Raw genomic sequence first — 19100 nt, forward strand, 5'->3', positions numbered from 1 at the left:
TGGTGAAATTGGTAGACACGCCGTCTTGAGGGGGCGGTGGCGAAAGCCGTGTGAGTTCGAGTCTCACCGTCGGCACCACAGGTTCCGCCCGAGCGTTCCCCGGAATTTCCCGGGCGCGGGCGGGCACCAAGCCTACAAGTGATGCTGCGGTGCTCTGAAGTATTGCCCGCGAGATGCGAGAGCGAAGCGGGCTCTCCCGCGACGGCAGGAAGCGGATGCTCGAAAACTATTTTCCGATCCTGATGTTCATTTTGGTGGGGCTCGCAGTGGGCGTAGTTCCCATCGCGATAGGCTGGTTGGCCAGCACGGCCCTTGGCGTCAACCGCCCAGACAGCGAGAAGCTCTCTCCCTACGAGTGCGGTTTCGAGGCCTTTGAAGACGCCCGGATGAAATTCGACGTGCGCTACTACCTGGTGGCGATCCTGTTCATCCTGTTCGACCTGGAAATTGCCTTCCTTTTTCCTTGGGCGGTGGTGCTGGAGGAGATCGGGTTGTTTGGCTTCGTCGCCATGCTGCTGTTTCTGGGAATTCTCGTCGTGGGGTTCATTTACGAGTGGATGAAGGGTGCGCTGGAGTGGGAGTAGGCGGTTGTGCTGGGGGTGCAAAACCCCGCGGGGTCGAGAAGCGGACGCCGGACTTCTCCCCACTGGCAATCCGGGGGTAAGAGGCCATGGGCGCTGAAAACCTGCTGGAAAGAGGCTTCATCACGACGACCGCGGACAGGTTGATCAACTGGACCCGCACCGGGAGCCTGTGGCCCATGACCTTCGGGCTCGCCTGCTGCGCGGTTGAAATGATGCACGCCGGTGCGTCGCGCTACGACCTGGATCGCTTCGGGGTCGTGTTCCGGCCCAGCCCGCGCCAGTCGGACGTGATGATCGTCGCTGGCACTCTGTGCAACAAGATGGCTCCGGCCTTGCGCAAGGTCTACGACCAGATGGCGGAGCCGCGCTGGGTAATATCCATGGGATCCTGTGCCAATGGTGGCGGCTATTACCACTATTCCTATTCGGTGGTGCGCGGCTGTGACCGCATCGTGCCGGTGGACATCTATGTTCCCGGTTGTCCGCCCACTGCGGAAGCACTGCTCTACGGCGTGATACAGCTGCAGAACAAGATCAAGCGCACCAACACTATCGCACGCTGAGTCCATGACCTCCCGGCTCGACACGCTTGCCCAGGCCCTGCAGGATGTCCTCGGGACGAAGGTCAAGTCCCTGAAAAGAGCGCTGGGAGAGCTCACTCTCACGGTTGCCTCTGCAGACTTGCTGGAAGCGATGCGTGCACTGCGCGATGATGCGCGCTTACGCTTCGAGCAGTTGATCGATCTGTGCGGCGTCGATTACCGGGACTACAAGAACGGCCTATGGGAAGGCCAGCGCTTCGCCGTCGTCTATCATCTCCTCTCCCTCACCCATAACTGGCGACTGCGGGTGCGCACCTTTGCCGAAAGCGGCGAATTCCCGGTGCTCGATTCGGTGGTGGAGCTGTGGCCTTCAGCCAACTGGTACGAGCGCGAGGCCTTCGATCTGTTCGGCATCGTTTTCACTGGCCACCCGGACCTGCGTCGCATCCTCACAGATTACGGCTTCATCGGTCATCCGTTCCGCAAGGACTTTCCCCTGTCCGGCCACGTGGAGATGCGCTATGACCCCGACCTGCAGCGGGTGATCTACCAGCCCGTCACCATCGAGCCCCGGGAGATCGTGCCGCGCATTGTCCGGGAAGAGACCTACGCGGACATCGGCACTCACCAGGAAGCGCCCCGGGCGCCGGGTGTCCAATGAGGGCGAGGGCATCCATGGCCGAGAATCACGGGCACAGGCTGAATTTGAGCGCCGACTGCGCTACGTGCTTAACTTCTTCCGCCCAAAGGTTGGCCTTCGAAACTGAGCTTCGGCGGCGGTGCGCATCAGCCGTGCTTTCTGGAAGGGATTATTGAGCATGGCCGAAATCAGGAACTACACGCTCAATTTCGGTCCCCAGCACCCAGCTGCCCATGGGGTGCTGCGCTTGGTCCTGGAGTTGGACGGGGAGGTAATCCAGCGGGCCGACCCTCACATCGGCCTCCTGCACCGGGCCACTGAGAAGCTTGCCGAGCATAAGACCTATATCCAGTCGGTTCCGTACATGGACCGACTGGATTACGTATCCATGATGGCCAACGAGCACGCTTATGTGCTGGCCATCGAAAAGCTGCTGGGAATCGACGTGCCGATCCGGGCCCAGTACATCCGCGTCATGTTCGATGAGATCACGCGCATCCTGAACCACCTGCTGTGGCTCGGGGCCCACGGCCTGGATATCGGCGCCATGACCGTGTTCCTCTATTGCTTCCGCGAGCGTGAGGATTTGATGGACTGCTACGAGGCGGTGTCCGGGGCGCGAATGCACGCGGCCTATTACCGCCCCGGTGGGGTCTACCGGGACTTGCCCGACCGCATGCCCCAATACCAGCCCTCCAGCATTCGCAGCGAAGCGGAGGTGAGAAGACTCAACGAAAACCGGCAGGGGTCGCTGCTCGATTTCATTGAAGATTTCACCGAGCGCTTCCCCAAGTGCGTGGACGAATACGAAACCCTGCTTACCGACAACCGCATCTGGAAGCAGCGCACCGTCGGCATCGGGGTGGTGTCGCCGGAGCGGGCATTGGCTCTGGGCTTCACTGGCCCTATGCTGCGTGGCTCGGGTGTTGCTTGGGATCTGCGCAAGAAGCAGCCCTACGAGGTGTATGACCGCCTGCAGTTCGATATCCCGGTCGGGACCAATGGCGACTGCTACGATCGTTACCTGGTGCGCATCGAGGAGATGCGTCAATCGAACCGCATCATCAAGCAGTGCGTTGACTGGCTGCGCAAGAATCCCGGACCGGTAATGATCGACAACCACAAGGTGGCCCCGCCTCCACGGGTCAAGATGAAGGAGAACATGGAGGAGCTGATCCATCACTTCAAGCTCTTCACCGAAGGGGTGCACGTGCCCGAGGGCGAGGCGTACGCTGCAGTGGAGGCACCGAAAGGGGAATTCGGCATCTACCTGATTTCCGACGGCGCCAACAAGCCATACCGCATGAAGATCCGCGCACCTGGCTTTCCCCACCTGGCGGCAATGGACGAGATGGCCAAGGGTCACATGATCGCCGATGTGGTGGCGATCATCGGCACCATGGACATCGTGTTCGGCGAGATCGATCGGTGAGCGCCCGATGAACGCTCCCATGATCCTTTCCCCCGCGGCCCTGGCCAAGATCGATCGGGCCTTGGCTAAGTATCCTCCCGACCAGAGACGGTCGGCGGTGATGGCGGCGCTCACCGTCGCCCAGGAGGAAAAAGGGTGGCTCTCCAAGGAAACCATGGAGTTCGTCGCTCAGTATCTAGGCATGCCGCCCATTGCGGTGTTCGAAGTGGCCAGCTTCTACACCATGTATAACTTGGAGCCGGTGGGTCGCCACAAGATCACTATCTGCACCAACCTGCCATGCGCCCTGCAGGGCGCTCTGGAGGCCGCGGAGCACTTGAAGAGAAAGCTCGGGATCGACTTTGACCAAACCACTCCGGATGGGCAGTTCACGCTCAAGGAGGGCGAATGTTTCGGCGCCTGTGGCGACGCACCGGTATGTCTGCACAACGACAAGCGCATGATGTCGTTCATGACACCTGACAAGCTTGATGCGTGGATCGAAGAGCTGAAGGACAAATGAACGCGCCCCTTCCTCCCTTTCCGCCCGATGCCTACGGTCCCGACGCCATCATCCTCAAAGGCCTGAACGGCCTGAACTGGCGCCTCAAGGACTACGAGAGCCGCGACGGCTACAAGGCCTTGAGGAAGATTCTGACCGAGAAGATCCCGCCAGAGGCGGTGATCAACGAGGTGAAGAAGTCCGCCTTGCGCGGTCGGGGAGGGGCGGGCTTCCCCACGGGCCTCAAGTGGAGCTTCATGCCCAAGGGCTACCAGGGCCAGAAGTACCTGGTGTGCAACTCCGATGAAGGGGAGCCCGGAACCTTCAAGGACCGGGATATCCTGCGCTATAACCCCCACATCGTGATCGAGGGCATGGCCATCGCCGCCTACGCCATGGGTATCAGCGTGGGCTACAACTACATCCATGGCGAGATTTGGGAAGTTTATGAGCGCTTCGAGGAAGCGCTGGAAGAGGCTTACCAGGCAGGGTACTTGGGCAAGAACATCCTGGGGTCGGACTTCAGTTTCGATCTGTACGCCCATCACGGCTGGGGGGCCTACATCTGCGGCGAAGAGACCGCCCTGCTGGAATCCCTGGAGGGGAAGAAGGGTCTACCCCGGTTCAAGCCGCCATTCCCCGCCACCTACGGCCTGTACGGCAAGCCCACCACTATCAACAACACGGAGACCTTCGCCGCCGTGCCCTGGATCGTCCTTCACGGTGGCGACGCCTTCGTGGCGCTGGGGCGGCCCAACAACGGGGGCACCAAGATCTTCTCGGTGTCGGGCCATGTGAACCGTCCCGGCAACTACGAGCTGCGGCTCGGCACGCCGTTTGCCAAGCTCCTGGAGATGGCGGGCGGAGTGCGCGGCGGGCGTAAGCTCAAGGCCGTGATCCCGGGTGGCTCTTCCATGCCGGTGCTGCCGGGTGAGGTGATGCTTGCCACCGACATGGACTACGATTCCATCGCCAAGGCGGGCTCCATGCTCGGTTCCGGTGCAGTAATCGTCATGGACGAGACCACCTGCATGGTGCGGGCCCTGCGCCGCCTGTCTTATTTCTACTTCGAGGAATCCTGCGGCCAGTGCACCCCCTGTCGCGAGGGCACCGGCTGGCTTTACCGGGTGGTGGATCGTATCGAGACAGGCCGCGGCAAACCTGAGGATCTTGACCTGCTGCTCTCGGTGGCGGACAACATCCTGGGGCGCACCATCTGCGCCCTCGGGGATGCGGCGGCGTTGCCGGTCAAGAGCTTCGTGACCCACTTCCGCAGCGAGTTCGAGTACCACATCGAACACAAGCGGTGCTTGGTGCAATCGTCGATTTGAGGGGGTGTGCCGGGTGGATCGACCGAACGTGATGATCGCGCTGGAGATCGACGGCAGACCGGTGGAAGTGCCCGCCGGCAGCACCGTGATGGAGGCGGCCAACCAGCTCGGGATCTACATCCCTTACTTTTGCTATCACAAGAAGTTGTCGATCGCCGCCAACTGCCGCATGTGCCTGGTGGAGGTGGAAAAGGCGCCCAAACCTCTGCCCGCATGCGCCACGCCTGTCGCCTCCGGCATGAAGGTCTACACCCATTCGGCCGTGGCACGCAAAGCCCAGGCGGGGGTCATGGAGTTCCTGCTCATCAATCACCCCCTCGATTGCCCCATCTGCGATCAGGGCGGCGAGTGCCAGCTCCAGGATCTGGCGGTGGGCTACGGCATGTCCGCGTCCCGCTACGAAGAGCCCAAGCGGGTCGTGACTAACAAGAACCTGGGTCCCCTGATCGCCACCGACATGACCCGCTGCATCCACTGCACCCGCTGCGTGCGCTTCGGACAGGAGATCGCCGGAATCATGGAGCTTGGCATGGCCAACCGGGGGGAGCACGCCGAGATTCTCACTTTCATGGGCAAGACGGTGGACTCCGAACTCTCTGGCAACGTGATCGACCTCTGTCCCGTTGGGGCCCTGACCAGCAAACCCTTTCGCTACACCGCGCGCCCCTGGGAACTCGCCCGGCGCCGTTCCGTGAGCCCCCACGACGGACTCGGTGCCAACCTGGTGGTGCAGGTAAAGGGCGACCGGGTGATGCGGGTGTTACCCCGGGAGAACGAGGAAGTGAACGAGTGCTGGCTCGCCGACCGGGACCGGTTTTCCTATGAGGCGCTCAACAGCGAGGAGCGCCTGACCGAACCCATGATCAAGCGCGGTGAGGAATGGGTTCCCGCAAGCTGGCAGGAGGCTCTGGAGCTCACGGTGAGCGCCCTCGATCGCATTCGCCGGGAGCACGGGGCACAGGCCATCGGGGCGCTCCTGTCCCCCCACAGCACTCTGGAGGAGCTCTACCTCGCGCAGAAGCTCGCCCGCGGGCTGGGCACCGGCAACGTGGATCACCGGCTGCGCCAGTGCGACTTCAGCCTGGATCCCCACCTCAAGGGCGTTCCCTGGCTGGGCCGCCCGGTAGCGTCCCTGGATCGGCTCAAGGCGGCCCTGGTGGTGGGCAGTACCCTGCGCAAAGATCATCCGCTGCTTGCCCACCGGCTGCGCCAGGCGGTGAAGCGGGGGGCGGAACTGAGCGTAGTGAACCCGGTGGGCGACGATCTCCTGACCCGGGTCGCCCAGGAGCTGATCGTGGCGCCCCAGGCCATGGTCCAGGTCCTGGGGCAGATCCTCAAGGCCCTAGCTCAGGGACAGGACGGTAAACTTCCCGCCGAGGTGGCGCGGGCCATCGCGCCCCTCGAAATCTCAGGGGCAGCGCGGGCCATTGCCGAGAGCCTCGCCCGCGGCGACGCTTCTGCCGTATTGCTGGGTAACCTCGCCCAGCACCACCCGCGTTACGGCGCTTTGCATTTCCTTGCCCAGTGGATCGCCGAACTCTCTGGCGCGAGCTTCGGTGTGCTGGGAGAAGCCGCCAATAGCGTGGGCGCCTACCTGGCGGGGGCGATCCCCCACCGTGGCGCCCTGGGCACTGCCGCCATTTCGGGAATGAACGCTCGGGATATGCTTGCCGCGCCGCGCCGCGCCTATCTGGTGCTCAATCTGGAGCCGGCGCTGGATGCCTACGACGCCCGCCAGGCGGACCTCGCCCTGGCGAGCGCCGAGTTCACGGTTGCCCTCACGAGCTTCCGCAGCGCAGCACTGACGCGGGCCCACGTATGGCTGCCGATCGCACCGTTTACCGAAACCCCGGGCACCTTCGTCAATACGGAAGGGCGTATCCAATCGTTCCATGCCGTAGTGCGTCCCCAGGGCGACGCCCGCCCGGCGTGGAAGGTGCTGCGCGTGCTGGGCAGCCTGCTCGGGCTGCCAGGCTTCGATTACGAAACCATCGAGGAGGTCCGTGCCGAGGCGATCCCGCCGGAAGGGGCAGCGGCCTACCTGGACAACCGGGTCGAGGGCTTTCTACTAGCTGAGCTCGACCAACCGCGCGAGGCCCTGCAGCGGATCGGGGAGGTGAGGATTTACGACGCTGACCCGATCGTGCGCCGGGCACGTAGCCTGCAGCGAACCCGTGATGCGGCACCGCCGGTGGCGTCGATGAATGGCGCGCTGATGCAGCGGCTCGGGCTCAAGGAAGGCGAGCGGGCGAGGATCGTCCAGGCGGGAGGCAGCGCGGAGCTGGAGGTGGTGCGGGACGATCGTCTGCCCCAGGCTTGCGTGCGAGTGCCTGCAGCTCATTCCCTCACTCGGAATCTGGGCGGCCTGCTGGACACGGTGAGCGTGGAACGCTTGCCCTCGTAGCGGAATGAGGCGAAGCCGATGACCTTTTTCGAAGAGCTTTTTGGGCCCACTTGGCCTGCGGTCTGGACACTGGCCAAGATCGTGGCGATCGTCGTGCCCTTGCTTCTGTGCGTGGCCTACCTCACCTACGCCGAGCGTAAGGTGATCGGCTACATGCAGGTACGTCTCGGCCCGAACCGGGTGGGCCCTAAGGGATGGCTCCAGCCCATCGCCGACGCGTTCAAGCTCCTGCTCAAGGAAATCGTCATCCCCAGTGGGGCCAATAGGCTCTTGTTCATCCTGGCTCCGGTACTATCCATCATGCCAGCCTTGGCGGCGTGGGCGGTGGTACCCTTCGACCCCAACCTGGTGCTGGCCGACATTGACGCTGGGTTGCTGTACGTGATGGCGCTCACTTCGATGGGGGTCTACGGCATCATCGTCGCCGGATGGGCATCCAATTCCAAGTATGCCTTCCTCGGCGCCATGCGCTCAGCGGCCCAAATTGTCTCCTACGAGATTGCCATGGGCTTCGCCTTGGTGGGCGTGCTGATGGCAGCGGGTAGCCTCAACCTGGTGGAAATCGTCAAGGGTCAGGAGGGGGGCGGTTTCTGGTCCTGGAACCTGATCCCTCTGTTTCCCTTGTTCCTGGTGTACTTCATCTCGGGGGTGGCGGAGACCAACCGGCTGCCCTTCGACGTGGCGGAAGGCGAATCAGAGATTGTGGCCGGCTTCCATGTGGAATACTCGGGCATGGCCTTCGCCGTCTTCTTCCTCGCCGAGTACGCCAACATGATCCTGGTGGGGGCTCTTGCCTCGGTGATGTTTCTGGGAGGGTGGCTGCCGCCCTTCAATGTCGCGCCGTTTACCTGGATACCCGGCTTTGTCTGGTTCCTGATCAAGGTGGCGTTCATGGTGTTTCTCTTCCTGTGGTTCCGCGCCACCTTCCCGCGCTACCGCTATGACCAGATCATGCGCCTCGGCTGGAAGGTATTCATTCCCGTGACCCTGGTGTGGATCGTATTGGTAGGGGCGCTCATGCAGACGCCCCTCTGGGTGTGGTGATTCCGGGAGGGCGTCATGATCCAGCGCATTCGCGACTTCCTCAAAACCTTCCTGCTCCTGGAGCTGGTCAGGGGCATGATGCTCACCGGACGCAATTTGTTCGCACGCAAGATCACGGTGCAGTTCCCAGAGGAGAAGACCCCCCAATCTCCCCGCTTCCGCGGGCTGCACGCTCTGCGGCGCTATCCCAACGGGGAGGAGCGCTGCATTGCCTGCAAGCTGTGCGAGGCGATCTGCCCTGCGCTGGCGATCACCATCGAGTCCGAGCAGCGCGCCGACGGAACGCGCCGCACCACCCGCTACGACATCGACCTTACCAAGTGTATTTTTTGCGGTTTTTGTGAGGAATCGTGCCCGGTGGATTCCATCGTGGAGACGCGCATCCTCGAGTACCACGGAGAGAAGCGGGGCGACCTGGTCTATACCAAGGAAATGTTGCTCGCCATCGGCGACCGCTATGAAACCCAGATCGCGGCGGATCGGGAGGCAGACGCGCCTTACCGCTAAGCCTGGACATTTCAGAAGACGCCCCAGATGACTTTCCAGCAATTCGTGTTCTATTTCCTCGCTGCGATCCTGGTGTTCGCGGCCTTGCGGGTTATCACCGCGCGCAATCCGGTGCATTCGGCCTTGTTCCTAGTGCTTGCCTTTTTTACCTCGGCCGGCTTGTGGCTGCTACTGGAGGCGGAGTTTCTGGCCATCACTCTGGTGCTGGTATATGTGGGCGCGGTAATGGTGCTGTTCCTGTTCGTTGTCATGATGCTCGATATCAATATCGATCGGCTGCGGGAAGGCTTCCTGCGCTGGTTTCCATTCGGGGCGGCCCTGGCAGTTTTGATGGTGCTAGAAATGGGGCTAGTGCTGTGGGGAAAGTATTTCGCCCCTGAGGCCATGCCGCCTCCGGTCCCGCGTCCTGCCGGCTATAGCAATACCAAGGAGCTGGGACGCGTGCTCTATACCGAGTACGTCTATCCGTTCGAGCTGGCAGCCGTGCTGCTGCTGGTGGCGATCGTTGCCGCCATCGCGTTGACGCTGCGTCGGCGCAAGGATACGAAGTACGTGGATCCTGCCAAACAGGTGCTGGTGCGCCGGGAAGAGCGGGTGCGACTGGTGTCGATGCCGGCGGAAAAAGAACGCGGCTGAAAGCCCGGGCCCGGACGCCGGCCCGGTTCATTCTTTCTTTGAAGGAAAAGGGGAGCGCCGTTGATAACGCTGTCCGAGTACCTCGTTCTGGGGGCAATCTTGTTCGCCATCGCCGTGGTGGGGATATTCCTTAACCGCAAGAATGTGATCATCTTGCTAATGGCGATCGAGCTGATGCTGCTGGCGGTAAACATGAACTTCATTGCTTTTTCGCACTTCCTCGGCGACATCGCCGGGCAGGTGTTCGTGTTCTTCATCCTCACCGTGGCCGCTGCTGAGTCGGCCATCGGCCTGGCAATCCTGGTGGTGCTGTTCCGCAATCTGCGCACCATCAACGTCGAAGACCTGGATCACTTGAAGGGCTGAGGCGGCCATGACCGGCATACAACAACTCTACCTCCTGGTGCCATTGGCGCCACTCATCGGCTCTCTGATCGCGGGTCTCTTCGGCTGGTTGATCGGGCGCGCCTGGTCCCACCGGGTAACCATCGCCCTCATGATGGTGAGTTTCGCCGCCTCGGTGGCGGTGTTCGTAGACGTGCTCCAAGGTAACACCTTCAACGGCGCGGTTTACACATGGGCCACCTCCGGGGAGGCGCGCTTCGAGATCGGCTTCTTGATCGACCGCCTTTCAGCTTTGATGATGGTGGTGGTGACCGCCGTATCCCTGCTGGTGCACATCTACACCATCGGTTACATGGAGGAGGATCCGGGCTACCAGCGTTTCTTCAGCTATATTTCCCTGTTCACCTTTTCCATGCTGATGCTGGTCATGTCCAACAACTTCCTGCAGCTGTTCTTCGGCTGGGAGGCGGTAGGCCTGGTCTCGTACCTGTTGATCGGCTTTTGGTACACCCGCCCGAGCGCGATCTACGCCAACCTCAAGGCGTTTCTGGTGAACCGGGTAGGGGACTTCGGCTTCCTCTTGGGCATCGGCATGGTGTTCTACCACTTTGGCACCTTGGATTACGTTTCGGTCTTCCAAAAAGCGCCGCAGCTGGCCGGAACTGTGGTGGAGCTTTTCCCCGGCTCGCCCTGGCTGCTCATGACCGTCATCTGTGTGTTGCTGTTCATCGGCGCCATGGGCAAATCGGCCCAGTTCCCGCTCCACGTGTGGCTGCCGGATTCCATGGAGGGCCCTACCCCCATTTCGGCCCTGATCCACGCGGCCACCATGGTGACCGCCGGCATCTTCATGGTGGCTCGCATGTCGCCCCTGTACGAACTGTCGGAGACGGCTCTGTCGGTGGTTCTGGTCATCGGCGCCATCACCGCCTTCTTCATGGGGCTGGTGGCCATCGTGCAGAACGACATCAAGCGGGTGGTGGCTTATTCCACCCTGTCTCACTTGGGCTACATGACGGTGGCGCTGGGCGCCTCTGCTTATTCGGCCGCCATCTTCCATCTCATGACCCACGCCTTTTTCAAGGCGCTGCTGTTTCTGGGCGCTGGTTCTGTGATCATCGCCATGCACCACGAGCAGGACATGAGACGCATGGGTGGGTTGCGCAAATACATGCCCATTACCTACCTGGCGGTACTGATCGGGGGGCTCGCCAATGTGGGATTCCCAGGCTTCGGTGGTTTCTTCTCGAAGGAGGCGATCATCGAGGCGACCCACTTGGCCGACCGCCCAGGCGCTACCTTCGCCTACTGGGCGGTCACCCTGGGCGTATTCGTGACGGCGCTCTATACCTTCCGCTTGCTGTTTCTCACTTTCCACGGCCCCGAGCGTTTCCGCCACCCGCATCCTCACGGAGCCCACGGCGGCCATGGGAGCCACGAGCACCACGAGGTGCACGTACCCCACGAGTCCCCCTGGGTGGTGACCTTGCCCTTGGTACTGCTCGCCGTGCCGTCGGTCGCGGCGGGCTGGTTGATCGGACCGATCCTCTTCGGGGATTATTTCGGCCCGGCGATACACATCTCCCCCGCGCACGGGGCGCTGGTACACATGGCCGAGGAATTCCGTGGGGCGTTGGCCATGATGGTCCACGCCGTGCTCACGGTGCCGTTCTGGCTAATGGTCGCCGGCATCGCCACCGCCTGGTACCTGTACATCGTGCGACCTGACCTGCCCGGGCTGATTAGGGAGCGAGCCGGATTGCTGTACGCGATCTTGGAGCGCAAGTATGGCTTCGATGAATTCAACGACTGGTTCTTCGCTGGTGGCGCCCGCCGTCTCGGGGCCGGTCTGTGGAGGCTGGGCGACGTGAAAGTGATCGATGGTTTCATGGTCAACGGCTCGGCGTACATGGTGGCCTGGTTCTCCTCGATCGTCCGCCGCTTGCAGTCGGGTTACATCTACCACTACGCCTTCACCATGATCATCGGTGTTTTCCTCCTGCTTACCCTACGCGACTACCTGGGCCGCTGGCTGGGTTGGGGTGTGTGAAGGTGCTTTCGAACCTGCCGCGACGATAACCGGACCACCATGATTTTCGGCTTCCCCTTGCTGAGCGTCGTCATTTGGCTGCCTATCCTATTTGGCGTGGCCGTCCTTGCCACCGGAGACGACCGCAGGGCGGCGCTCGCGCGCAAGCTAGCCCTGTTGGGGTCTGTGCTCGGGTTCTTAGTGGCGCTGCCCCTCTATACGCAGTTCGATCCGTCTGTCAGTAGCATGCAGTTCGTGGAAAAACGCCTGTGGATCGAGCGCTTCAACGTCCACTACTACCTGGGCGTCGACGGTATTTCCTTGTGGCTCATTCTGCTTAACTGTTTCACCACCCCCCTGGTGGTGCTGGCCGGCTGGCGCGTGATCGAGGAAAGGGTGGCTCAATATATGGGCGCGTTCCTGATCATGTCGGGTTTCATCAATGGGGCCTTCAGCGCTCTGGACGCGGTGCTGTTCTATGTGTTCTGGGAGGCACTGCTGATCCCCATGTTCATCATCATCGGGGTCTGGGGCGGTCCGAACCGGGTGTATGCGGCAGTCAAGTTTTTCCTCTATACGCTGTTGGGCTCCCTTCTCATGCTGGTGGCCTTCATCTATTTGTATCTCAAGTCCGGAGGTAGCTTCTCCATCCTGGATTATCACCGGCTGCCGTTGCCGCTTACGGTCCAGATCCTGATATTCATTGCGTTTCTCGTCGCTTTCGCGGTCAAGGTCCCCATGTGGCCAGTGCACACCTGGCTTCCCGATGCCCACGTGGAGGCGCCCACCGGCGGCTCCGTGGTGCTGGCGGCGATCTTGCTAAAGCTTGGCGGCTATGGCTTCCTGCGCTTTTCGCTCCCCATTGCTCCCGACGCGAGCCAGGTCCTGGCAGAGCTCATGATCGCCCTGTCGCTGATCGCCATCGTCTACATCGGTTTCGTGGCGCTGGTGCAGGCAGACATGAAGAAGCTCATCGCCTATTCCTCGGTCTCCCACATGGGGTTTGTCACCCTAGGTTTTTTCCTGTTCAATGCCTACGGCGTGGAAGGGGCGATCGTGCAGATGATCTCCCACGGCTTCGTCTCCGGAGCCTTGTTCCTTTGCGTCGGTGTCCTGTACGACCGGATACACTCCCGCCTCATCGCCGATTATGGCGGCGTGGTCAACACCATGCCGGTGTTCGCAGCCTTATTCATGCTCTTCGCCATGGCCAATGCTGGGCTGCCGGGCACCAGTGGCTTCGTAGGCGAGTTCCTGGTCATCATGGGGGCGATCCAGGTCAACTTCTGGTACGCCTTCTTTGCCGCCATGACCCTAATCCTCGGAGCGGCCTACACCTTGTGGATGTACAAGCGGGTGGTGTTCGGCGCGGTCGCCAATGCCAAGGTGGCGGCGCTCAAGGACATCTCCGCGAGAGAAGGGCTGGTATTGGGACTAGTGGCCGCAGCAGTGCTGGTCCTAGGCGTCTACCCGCTTCCCTTCACCGAAGCGATGCACGCCTCGGTGAACGAACTGCTCGCCCACGTGGCGCGCGGCAAGCTGTAAGGAGGATTCGGCGTGAGCTTCGAAGTACCCAATCTGATCCCCCTCCTGCCGGAGCTGCTCGTCCTGGCTGCTGCCTGCACGATCTTGCTGCTTGATCTCCTGATCAAGGATGAGCATCGGGCAGCGACGACGTATGTCCTTACCCAGTTCACGCTGCTCGGCGCCGCCGTGCTGAGCGCCGCCACTGTCGGAGCCGAGCGGACCTATACCATGAACGGCATGTTCGTGGACGACCCCATGGGGGATGTGCTCAAGATCACGATCTATATCACGGTAGCGGTGCTGCTGACCTACGCGCGGGAGTATCTGTCGCTGCGGGGGCTATTACGGGGTGAGCTCTTCGGCTTGGCTCTGTTGGCTACCTTGGGCATGATGGTGATGGTCTCTGCCAGCCACTTCCTCGTCCTCTACCTGGGGCTCGAACTTCTATCCTTGAGCTTGTATTCCATGGTGGCTCTGCAGCGGGACTCCGCCGTGGCAACCGAGGCGGCGATGAAGTATTTCGTTCTGGGTGCCCTGGCTTCGGGGATGCTGCTCTACGGCATGTCCATGCTCTACGGTGCCACAGGTTCTCTGCATCTCGACGAGGTGCTGACCGCCATCCAAACAGGCACGGCCCAACGCCCCGTACTGGTGTTCGGCCTGGTGTTTGTGGTGGCGGGACTGGCGTTCAAGCTGGGGGTGGTACCTTTCCATATGTGGGTGCCAGACGTGTACCAGGGTGCTCCCACAGCCATGACCCTATTCATCGCCTCAGCGGCCAAGCTGGCGGCATTCGGTTTCGTCATGCGTTTCCTGGCGGATGGCTTGCAGCCTCTGTTCGCAGACTGGCAAGGCATGCTGGTGATCCTGGCCCTCGCTTCCATGGCGCTCGGCAACATCACCGCCATCGCCCAAAGCAACATCAAGCGCATGCTCGCCTACTCCACCATCGCCCATATGGGCTTCATGCTTTTGGGCTTCCTGTCAGGGGAGGTGAACGGCTACAGTTCGGCCATGTTCTACGTGGTGACCTATGCGCTGACCACGCTCGGCGCTTTTGGTATGGTGATGCTTCTTTCCAGGGAAGGTTTCGAGGCGGACAATCTTGAAGATTTCAAGGGGTTAAACCAACGCAATCCGTGGTATGCCTTCATCATGTTAATCCTCATGTTCTCCCTGGCAGGCGTGCCGCCGACGGTCGGCTTTTTTGCCAAACTCTCGGTGTTCCAGGCGGCCCTGGACGCGGGCTTCGTGTGGCTAGTCGTGGTGGCGGTGGTGCTTGCCCTGATCGGCGCCTTCTATTATTTGCGCATAGTGAAGCTCATGTATTTCGATCCTCCAGCTGCTGGGGAGCCCTTGCGCCCGCAGCCGGATGTACGCTTGATGATGGGTGCCAACGGACTTGCGGTGCTCGCCCTCGGCATCCTGCCCCAGCCCCTCATGACGCTGTGTGTCTTTGCCGTGCAGCGGGTCTTGTGATGGGGGCTGCCGGCTCGGGGTTAGAACGGGACGAGGCCCATGTCCAAGGGCGATTTCACTGAAACGCGCCTACGTTCCCGCCGGGTTTTCGAGGGAAAGCTCTTGCGGGTGGAGGTGGACGAGGTTCGCTTGCCCGATGGAACGACTGCCGTGCGCGAGCACGTGGTGCACCCGGGGGCCGTGGTGATGATCGCCTTCGTCGACGAGCGCCGGTTGCTGCTGGAGCGTCAGTATCGCTATCCCCTGGGTCGGGAGCTCTATGAGCTGCCGGCGGGAAAGATCGATCCTGGGGAGGACCCGTTGTGCACAGCCGAGCGGGAGCTCAGGGAGGAAACTGGCTACCGTGCCCGATCCTGGGTTCGGGTGGCTACTCTTCACCCGTGTGTCGGCTATTCTAACGAACGGCTAATCTATTACCTGGCGCGGGATCTGAGCTTCGAAGGGGAGCGGCCCGACCAGGGAGAGTTTCTGGAAGCGTTTCCCCTGGATCTGGACGAAGCCCTGGAGTGGGTGAGGACTGGCCGCATCACGGACGGCAAGAGCGTTGCCGGGCTCTTCTGGGCGGAGAAGATCCTGCGCGGCGACTGGCCCTTGCCCGAACCGGCGCGTTGAACCTCGGGTCGACCAAGCTCAGCGGGATTTGAGCGCACCGGTTGGCGTTTCGGGCAGGCTGATCAGGGGCGCCGGGCGGCTGAAGAGGAACCCCTGGCCGTACTGAACCCCCATGTCCAGGAGTAGCCGGACCACTTCCGCGTGCTCCACCCATTCCGCCACCACCTGGCGGTTCATGCCCCGGGCTACATCGCACACTGCCCGGATAAAGATCCGGCTGCCTTCGTCGTGGAGGAGATCCCGGACAAATCCGCCGTCGATCTTCAGATAATCCACCGGAAAGCGCTTGAGATAGTAGAACGAGCTGAATCCCGCCCCGAAGTCGTCCAGGGCGAAATGGCAACCCCGCTCCTTCATGCGCTGCATGAAGGTAAGGGTCACGTCCAGCTCCGACATGGCGGCAGTTTCCGTGATCTCGAATACCAGCCGCTCGGGATCGATTCCGGATTCTCCGAGCGCCGCGAGCAGGCGCCGCATCCAGTGCTCGTCGGAAATGCTGGCGCGAGAGAGGTTCACGAAATAGCGAGCGTTGCGGGGGACGGTACCGCTCGCCAGGAAGCGGATGAGCTTGCGGATCACGGCGAGATCGATGTCGCGCACCACGCCCAAGGTTTCCGCAAGCTCGATAAATTCCGACGCCGGGACCACGCTTCCATCCTGCTCGCGGATACGGGCGAGCACCTCATAGTGCACCGGTTCTGCGCTCGCGAGCGCCACCACTGGCTGGGCATAGAGCACGACCCGGTCCTCCTCCAGGACTTCTCGGAAGCGTCTGGCCCAGTGCACGCGCTTGTGGGTGCTGCGCAGGCTGTTCGAATCCTGGTCGAACAGGACGCTGCGGTTGCGGCCCTGGTCCTTGGCGTGGTAAAGGGCGATGTCTGCTGCGGCCAGCAAGCTGGAGAGATCCGCCCCATGGAACGGGTACAGGGCGATGCCGATGGAAGCGGTGAGGTGGGAAAGCTTGCGCGTCCCGGACTCGGGGGCGAACTTGTAATGGCGCACCGCTTCCAGCACCCGTTCGGCCACGTGCTGTGCTTCGAGCCGCAGCGCTTCGGGCACCAGGATGGCGAATTCGTCGCCTCCCAGGCGGTAGACCTGCCCGGGCAGCTCCTGCAGCAGCTGCTTGAGAACCCCGGCGACCCCAACGATCAATTGGTCCCCTGCCCGGTGTCCCAGATTGTCGTTCACGTATTTGAAATGATCGATGTCGATAAAGAGAAGCGCTCCCACCCCGCCGCCGTCCATAACGGCTGTGAGTTCCTCTTGTAGGGACAGCCGATTCGGCAGGTCGGTCAGAGTGTCGAACTTGGCCAGTCGCTCGATGCGCTGGGCGGCGAGTTGTTGCTCGGTGATGTCCCGGGCGGTACCCCGGATGCCGACGATCTGGTGGTTTTCGTCGTAGGAGACCCGGGCATTGATCCCGACCCAGCGGTCGTGGCCTCGCGCCGACACGATGTGGGTTAAGTAGTTGCGCACTTCCCCCTGGCGCTTGAGCAGGGCGAGGAATCGGCGATTGGAGATGTGGGACGGCCGGGCTTCGAAGTCGAAGAAACAGCGTCCCAGCAGGGCCTTGGGCGGAAGCCCGAAGATGTCTTGGGCGGCGTTATTGAGGTAGGTGAAGCGGCCCAGGGCGTCGGTGGCCCAGATCAAGTCATGGGAGGTCTCCACCAGGTCCCGGTAGCGCTGCTCGCTGTCCACCAGAAGCTGGACGATACGCCGCTTTTCCTTCAGCTCGCGCCGAATGATTGCCAGCTCGTCGGCTTGCTGCCGGTCCTGGCCGGTCCCCAGGGCAGCGAGCCGGTCGATCAGCTCCCGCGGATAGCGGCGATGCCCGCCCCGGGTCCGGGTCGCCACCAGAACCCCCTGAATGTCCCAGCGCCGCAGTGTCCACACGGGAATTCCCAGCCGGGCTGCCGCTTCCCGGGCGCTGTAGCCCAGGTCCTTTTCTCCCATGGAATCCTCTCTGTACCGCCTCGTATTCCATGGTGGGGCAAACCGGATGCCCGGTCAATGCAGTTGGTGGGGGACCCCCAGGTCATTTTGGCGGGACACCAGCTTTTGCATGAGCCTCATGTCGCGGGAGGTGAGCCGCAAGGCACTGTCAACCCAGATTTCCACCACGTCCAGCAGCTCGGAGAAGTCCAGCCGGTGCACGCGCCGCCGGGCGCGGTACATGGCGTTCAGGCCGTTACGGCTGCGGGACTGGCTGCGGATCAGGGCGGCCACCTCGGCCAGCCCCTGGCCGTCCTCGCACACCACGTCCACCACGCCCATTTCCTGCATCTCCTGGGCGCTGTAGACCTTGCCGCTGGCGATCAGCTGTTCGGTGAGCTTTTGCCCCACCTTGCGCTCGAGGAACGAGTAGGCCCCCATGCCGGGGAACAGGTTGAACAGGATTTCCGGAAAGCCGAACCGGCTGCTCGCCTCGGCTACGATGAGATCGCTTGAGAGGGCGCATTCGAACCCACCGCCCAGGCATTCCCCCTGCACCAGGGAGATGGTAGTGATGGGAAGGTCATAGCTCACGTAGTTGCGGTACAGCACGTCGATGCAAGCGCGCCCGTACATGAGGAGCCCCTGCCGGTCGCGACGCTCAATGAGGGTTACGAACAGGTCCAGGTCCCCGCCCAGGTTGAAGACTCCGGGCGTCGCCGAGCTGAGAACGGAGTAGGCAATGGGCAGCTTTTCCCCGTCCACCAGGAGCTCGGCGCCGCTCATGTCCACCAGGTCGCAGTAGCTGCGCAGATCCCGCAAGAGGGCCGGATTGAAGCAGGGCCGGGGGGAGGGCTTCCACTGCAGCCAGAGCGCTTGCTGCTCCCGCTCGTAGCGTGCCACCAGCTGGGGCGAGAAGCGGATTTCGCTCTGATTGTTAAATGCCGGGCCGGCGACCCCCTGGCGCGGCGCTTCCAGCAATTGAACGGGGATGTGCATTTCCATAAGGGAGCTCCTGGGGTTTGTGGGATGGAATTGTCATGGAAGCCGCACAAAAAAGTGGGCACCCTCAATCATTTAAGAGCAAGCCCTGACGGATTGCAAATCTAACAATTTGTTAAGTTTGGAGCTCTGGGGAGCAGAGGGAAGACTCCCTGGACCGGCAGTGCCGGGACGCGGGGCCCTGAGAATGTGAACGAATTGATAAGCTTGGAAAAATTCTATTCAGTCGCCGTCTAATTACGAACCGGGCAGCGAGGGGAGAGGTGGGGTCCCGCTCGGCGGGAGTGTTTCTGGGACCTGGCGGGAAGACGGGAGGGGACGCCACCCTTGGGGCCGTCGCAGGCTACGAGGCCGCGGGAAGGCTCCCCGGCTTCCGGCCGAGCGGCCTATCCGGTGGTCGGGGCACCAGCAAAAGCCAGGGCTGCTGGGCCTATGGCTTTTCTGGCAGCGGTTCCCCACAGCCAGATCCCTGGTCACGCCGTGGGCCTTGTATTCGAACCCGATGAGCGCCAGCCATGGCTCTGAACCCCGCTCGCGGAGGTGCGGAAGGGTGCGCGGTACGCTCCCTTGGGC

At 62.1% G+C, this 19100-nt stretch carries 17 protein-coding genes; 15 read left to right on the forward strand and 2 right to left on the reverse strand.

Features of this window, described 5'->3' with window-relative positions:
- Window positions 1-215 precede the first annotated feature (215 nt).
- The 15 genes from V7Q81_RS07840 (at window position 216) to V7Q81_RS07910 (ending at window position 15593) form a co-directional block, all read left to right on the forward strand.
- The gene (locus V7Q81_RS07840) at window positions 216-584 is read left to right on the forward strand and encodes an NADH-quinone oxidoreductase subunit A (protein ID WP_333841711.1); all 369 of its coding nucleotides are present in this window, start codon (window positions 216-218) and stop codon (window positions 582-584) included.
- An 86-nt stretch (window positions 585-670) separates the two neighbouring features.
- Window positions 671-1147 carry a NuoB/complex I 20 kDa subunit family protein gene (locus tag V7Q81_RS07845; RefSeq protein WP_333841714.1) on the forward strand — a complete coding sequence of 159 codons (477 nt, stop codon included), beginning with the start codon at window positions 671-673 and terminating at the stop codon, window positions 1145-1147.
- A 4-nt stretch (window positions 1148-1151) separates the two neighbouring features.
- Window positions 1152-1787, forward strand: coding sequence for an NADH-quinone oxidoreductase subunit C (locus V7Q81_RS07850; RefSeq protein WP_333841716.1), 636 nt, complete (start codon window positions 1152-1154; stop codon window positions 1785-1787).
- A 157-nt stretch (window positions 1788-1944) separates the two neighbouring features.
- Window positions 1945-3198, forward strand: a complete 1254-nt coding sequence (locus tag V7Q81_RS07855; RefSeq protein WP_333841718.1) for an NADH-quinone oxidoreductase subunit D — start codon at window positions 1945-1947, stop codon at window positions 3196-3198.
- Between the two features lie 22 nt (window positions 3199-3220).
- Entirely contained in the window at window positions 3221-3700 is a 480-nt protein-coding gene (gene nuoE / locus V7Q81_RS07860) for an NADH-quinone oxidoreductase subunit NuoE (RefSeq protein ID WP_333841747.1), read from the forward strand.
- The gene (nuoF, locus tag V7Q81_RS07865) at window positions 3697-5010 is read left to right on the forward strand and encodes an NADH-quinone oxidoreductase subunit NuoF (RefSeq protein WP_333841721.1); all 1314 of its coding nucleotides are present in this window, start codon (window positions 3697-3699) and stop codon (window positions 5008-5010) included. Before nuoE ends, nuoF begins: the two co-directional genes overlap by 4 nt.
- Before the next feature lie 31 nt (window positions 5011-5041).
- On the forward strand, window positions 5042-7414 hold the full coding sequence (gene nuoG, locus V7Q81_RS07870; RefSeq protein WP_333841749.1) for an NADH-quinone oxidoreductase subunit NuoG: 2373 nt from the start codon (window positions 5042-5044) through the stop codon (window positions 7412-7414).
- A gap of 18 nt (window positions 7415-7432) precedes the next feature.
- The gene (gene nuoH / locus V7Q81_RS07875; RefSeq protein ID WP_333841724.1) at window positions 7433-8458 is read left to right on the forward strand and encodes an NADH-quinone oxidoreductase subunit NuoH; all 1026 of its coding nucleotides are present in this window, start codon (window positions 7433-7435) and stop codon (window positions 8456-8458) included.
- 18 nt (window positions 8459-8476) lie between these two features.
- Window positions 8477-8965, forward strand: coding sequence for an NADH-quinone oxidoreductase subunit NuoI (gene nuoI / locus V7Q81_RS07880; RefSeq protein WP_333841751.1), 489 nt, complete (start codon window positions 8477-8479; stop codon window positions 8963-8965).
- A 27-nt stretch (window positions 8966-8992) separates the two neighbouring features.
- On the forward strand, window positions 8993-9601 hold the full coding sequence (locus V7Q81_RS07885; RefSeq protein WP_333841727.1) for an NADH-quinone oxidoreductase subunit J: 609 nt from the start codon (window positions 8993-8995) through the stop codon (window positions 9599-9601).
- A 60-nt stretch (window positions 9602-9661) separates the two neighbouring features.
- Window positions 9662-9967, forward strand: coding sequence for an NADH-quinone oxidoreductase subunit NuoK (gene nuoK, locus V7Q81_RS07890; RefSeq protein WP_333841730.1), 306 nt, complete (start codon window positions 9662-9664; stop codon window positions 9965-9967).
- 7 nt (window positions 9968-9974) lie between these two features.
- A complete protein-coding gene (gene nuoL / locus V7Q81_RS07895; RefSeq protein ID WP_333841732.1) occupies window positions 9975-11996 on the forward strand; it encodes an NADH-quinone oxidoreductase subunit L in 2022 nt (673 codons plus the stop codon).
- A gap of 39 nt (window positions 11997-12035) precedes the next feature.
- Entirely contained in the window at window positions 12036-13520 is a 1485-nt protein-coding gene (locus V7Q81_RS07900; protein ID WP_333841735.1) for an NADH-quinone oxidoreductase subunit M, read from the forward strand.
- A gap of 12 nt (window positions 13521-13532) precedes the next feature.
- Complete coding sequence (gene nuoN / locus V7Q81_RS07905; protein ID WP_333841736.1) at window positions 13533-14981, forward strand: NADH-quinone oxidoreductase subunit NuoN; 1449 nt, start codon at window positions 13533-13535, stop codon at window positions 14979-14981.
- Window positions 14982-15020: 39 nt separating this feature from the next.
- On the forward strand, window positions 15021-15593 hold the full coding sequence (locus V7Q81_RS07910) for an NUDIX hydrolase (RefSeq protein WP_333841739.1): 573 nt from the start codon (window positions 15021-15023) through the stop codon (window positions 15591-15593).
- A gap of 18 nt (window positions 15594-15611) precedes the next feature.
- Here V7Q81_RS07910 and V7Q81_RS07915 read toward each other — a convergent pair whose 3' ends face one another.
- Both V7Q81_RS07915 and V7Q81_RS07920 read right to left on the reverse strand, forming a co-directional pair.
- Window positions 15612-17546, reverse strand: coding sequence for a putative bifunctional diguanylate cyclase/phosphodiesterase (locus V7Q81_RS07915; RefSeq protein ID WP_333841742.1), 1935 nt, complete (start codon window positions 17544-17546; stop codon window positions 15612-15614).
- A gap of 54 nt (window positions 17547-17600) precedes the next feature.
- Window positions 17601-18530, reverse strand: coding sequence for a crotonase/enoyl-CoA hydratase family protein (locus tag V7Q81_RS07920; RefSeq protein WP_333841744.1), 930 nt, complete (start codon window positions 18528-18530; stop codon window positions 17601-17603).
- Between the last annotated feature and the right edge of the window lie 570 nt (window positions 18531-19100).

Source organism: Pelomicrobium sp., from assembly GCF_036803785.1.
Classification (GTDB): domain Bacteria; phylum Pseudomonadota; class Gammaproteobacteria; order Burkholderiales; family UBA6910; genus Pelomicrobium.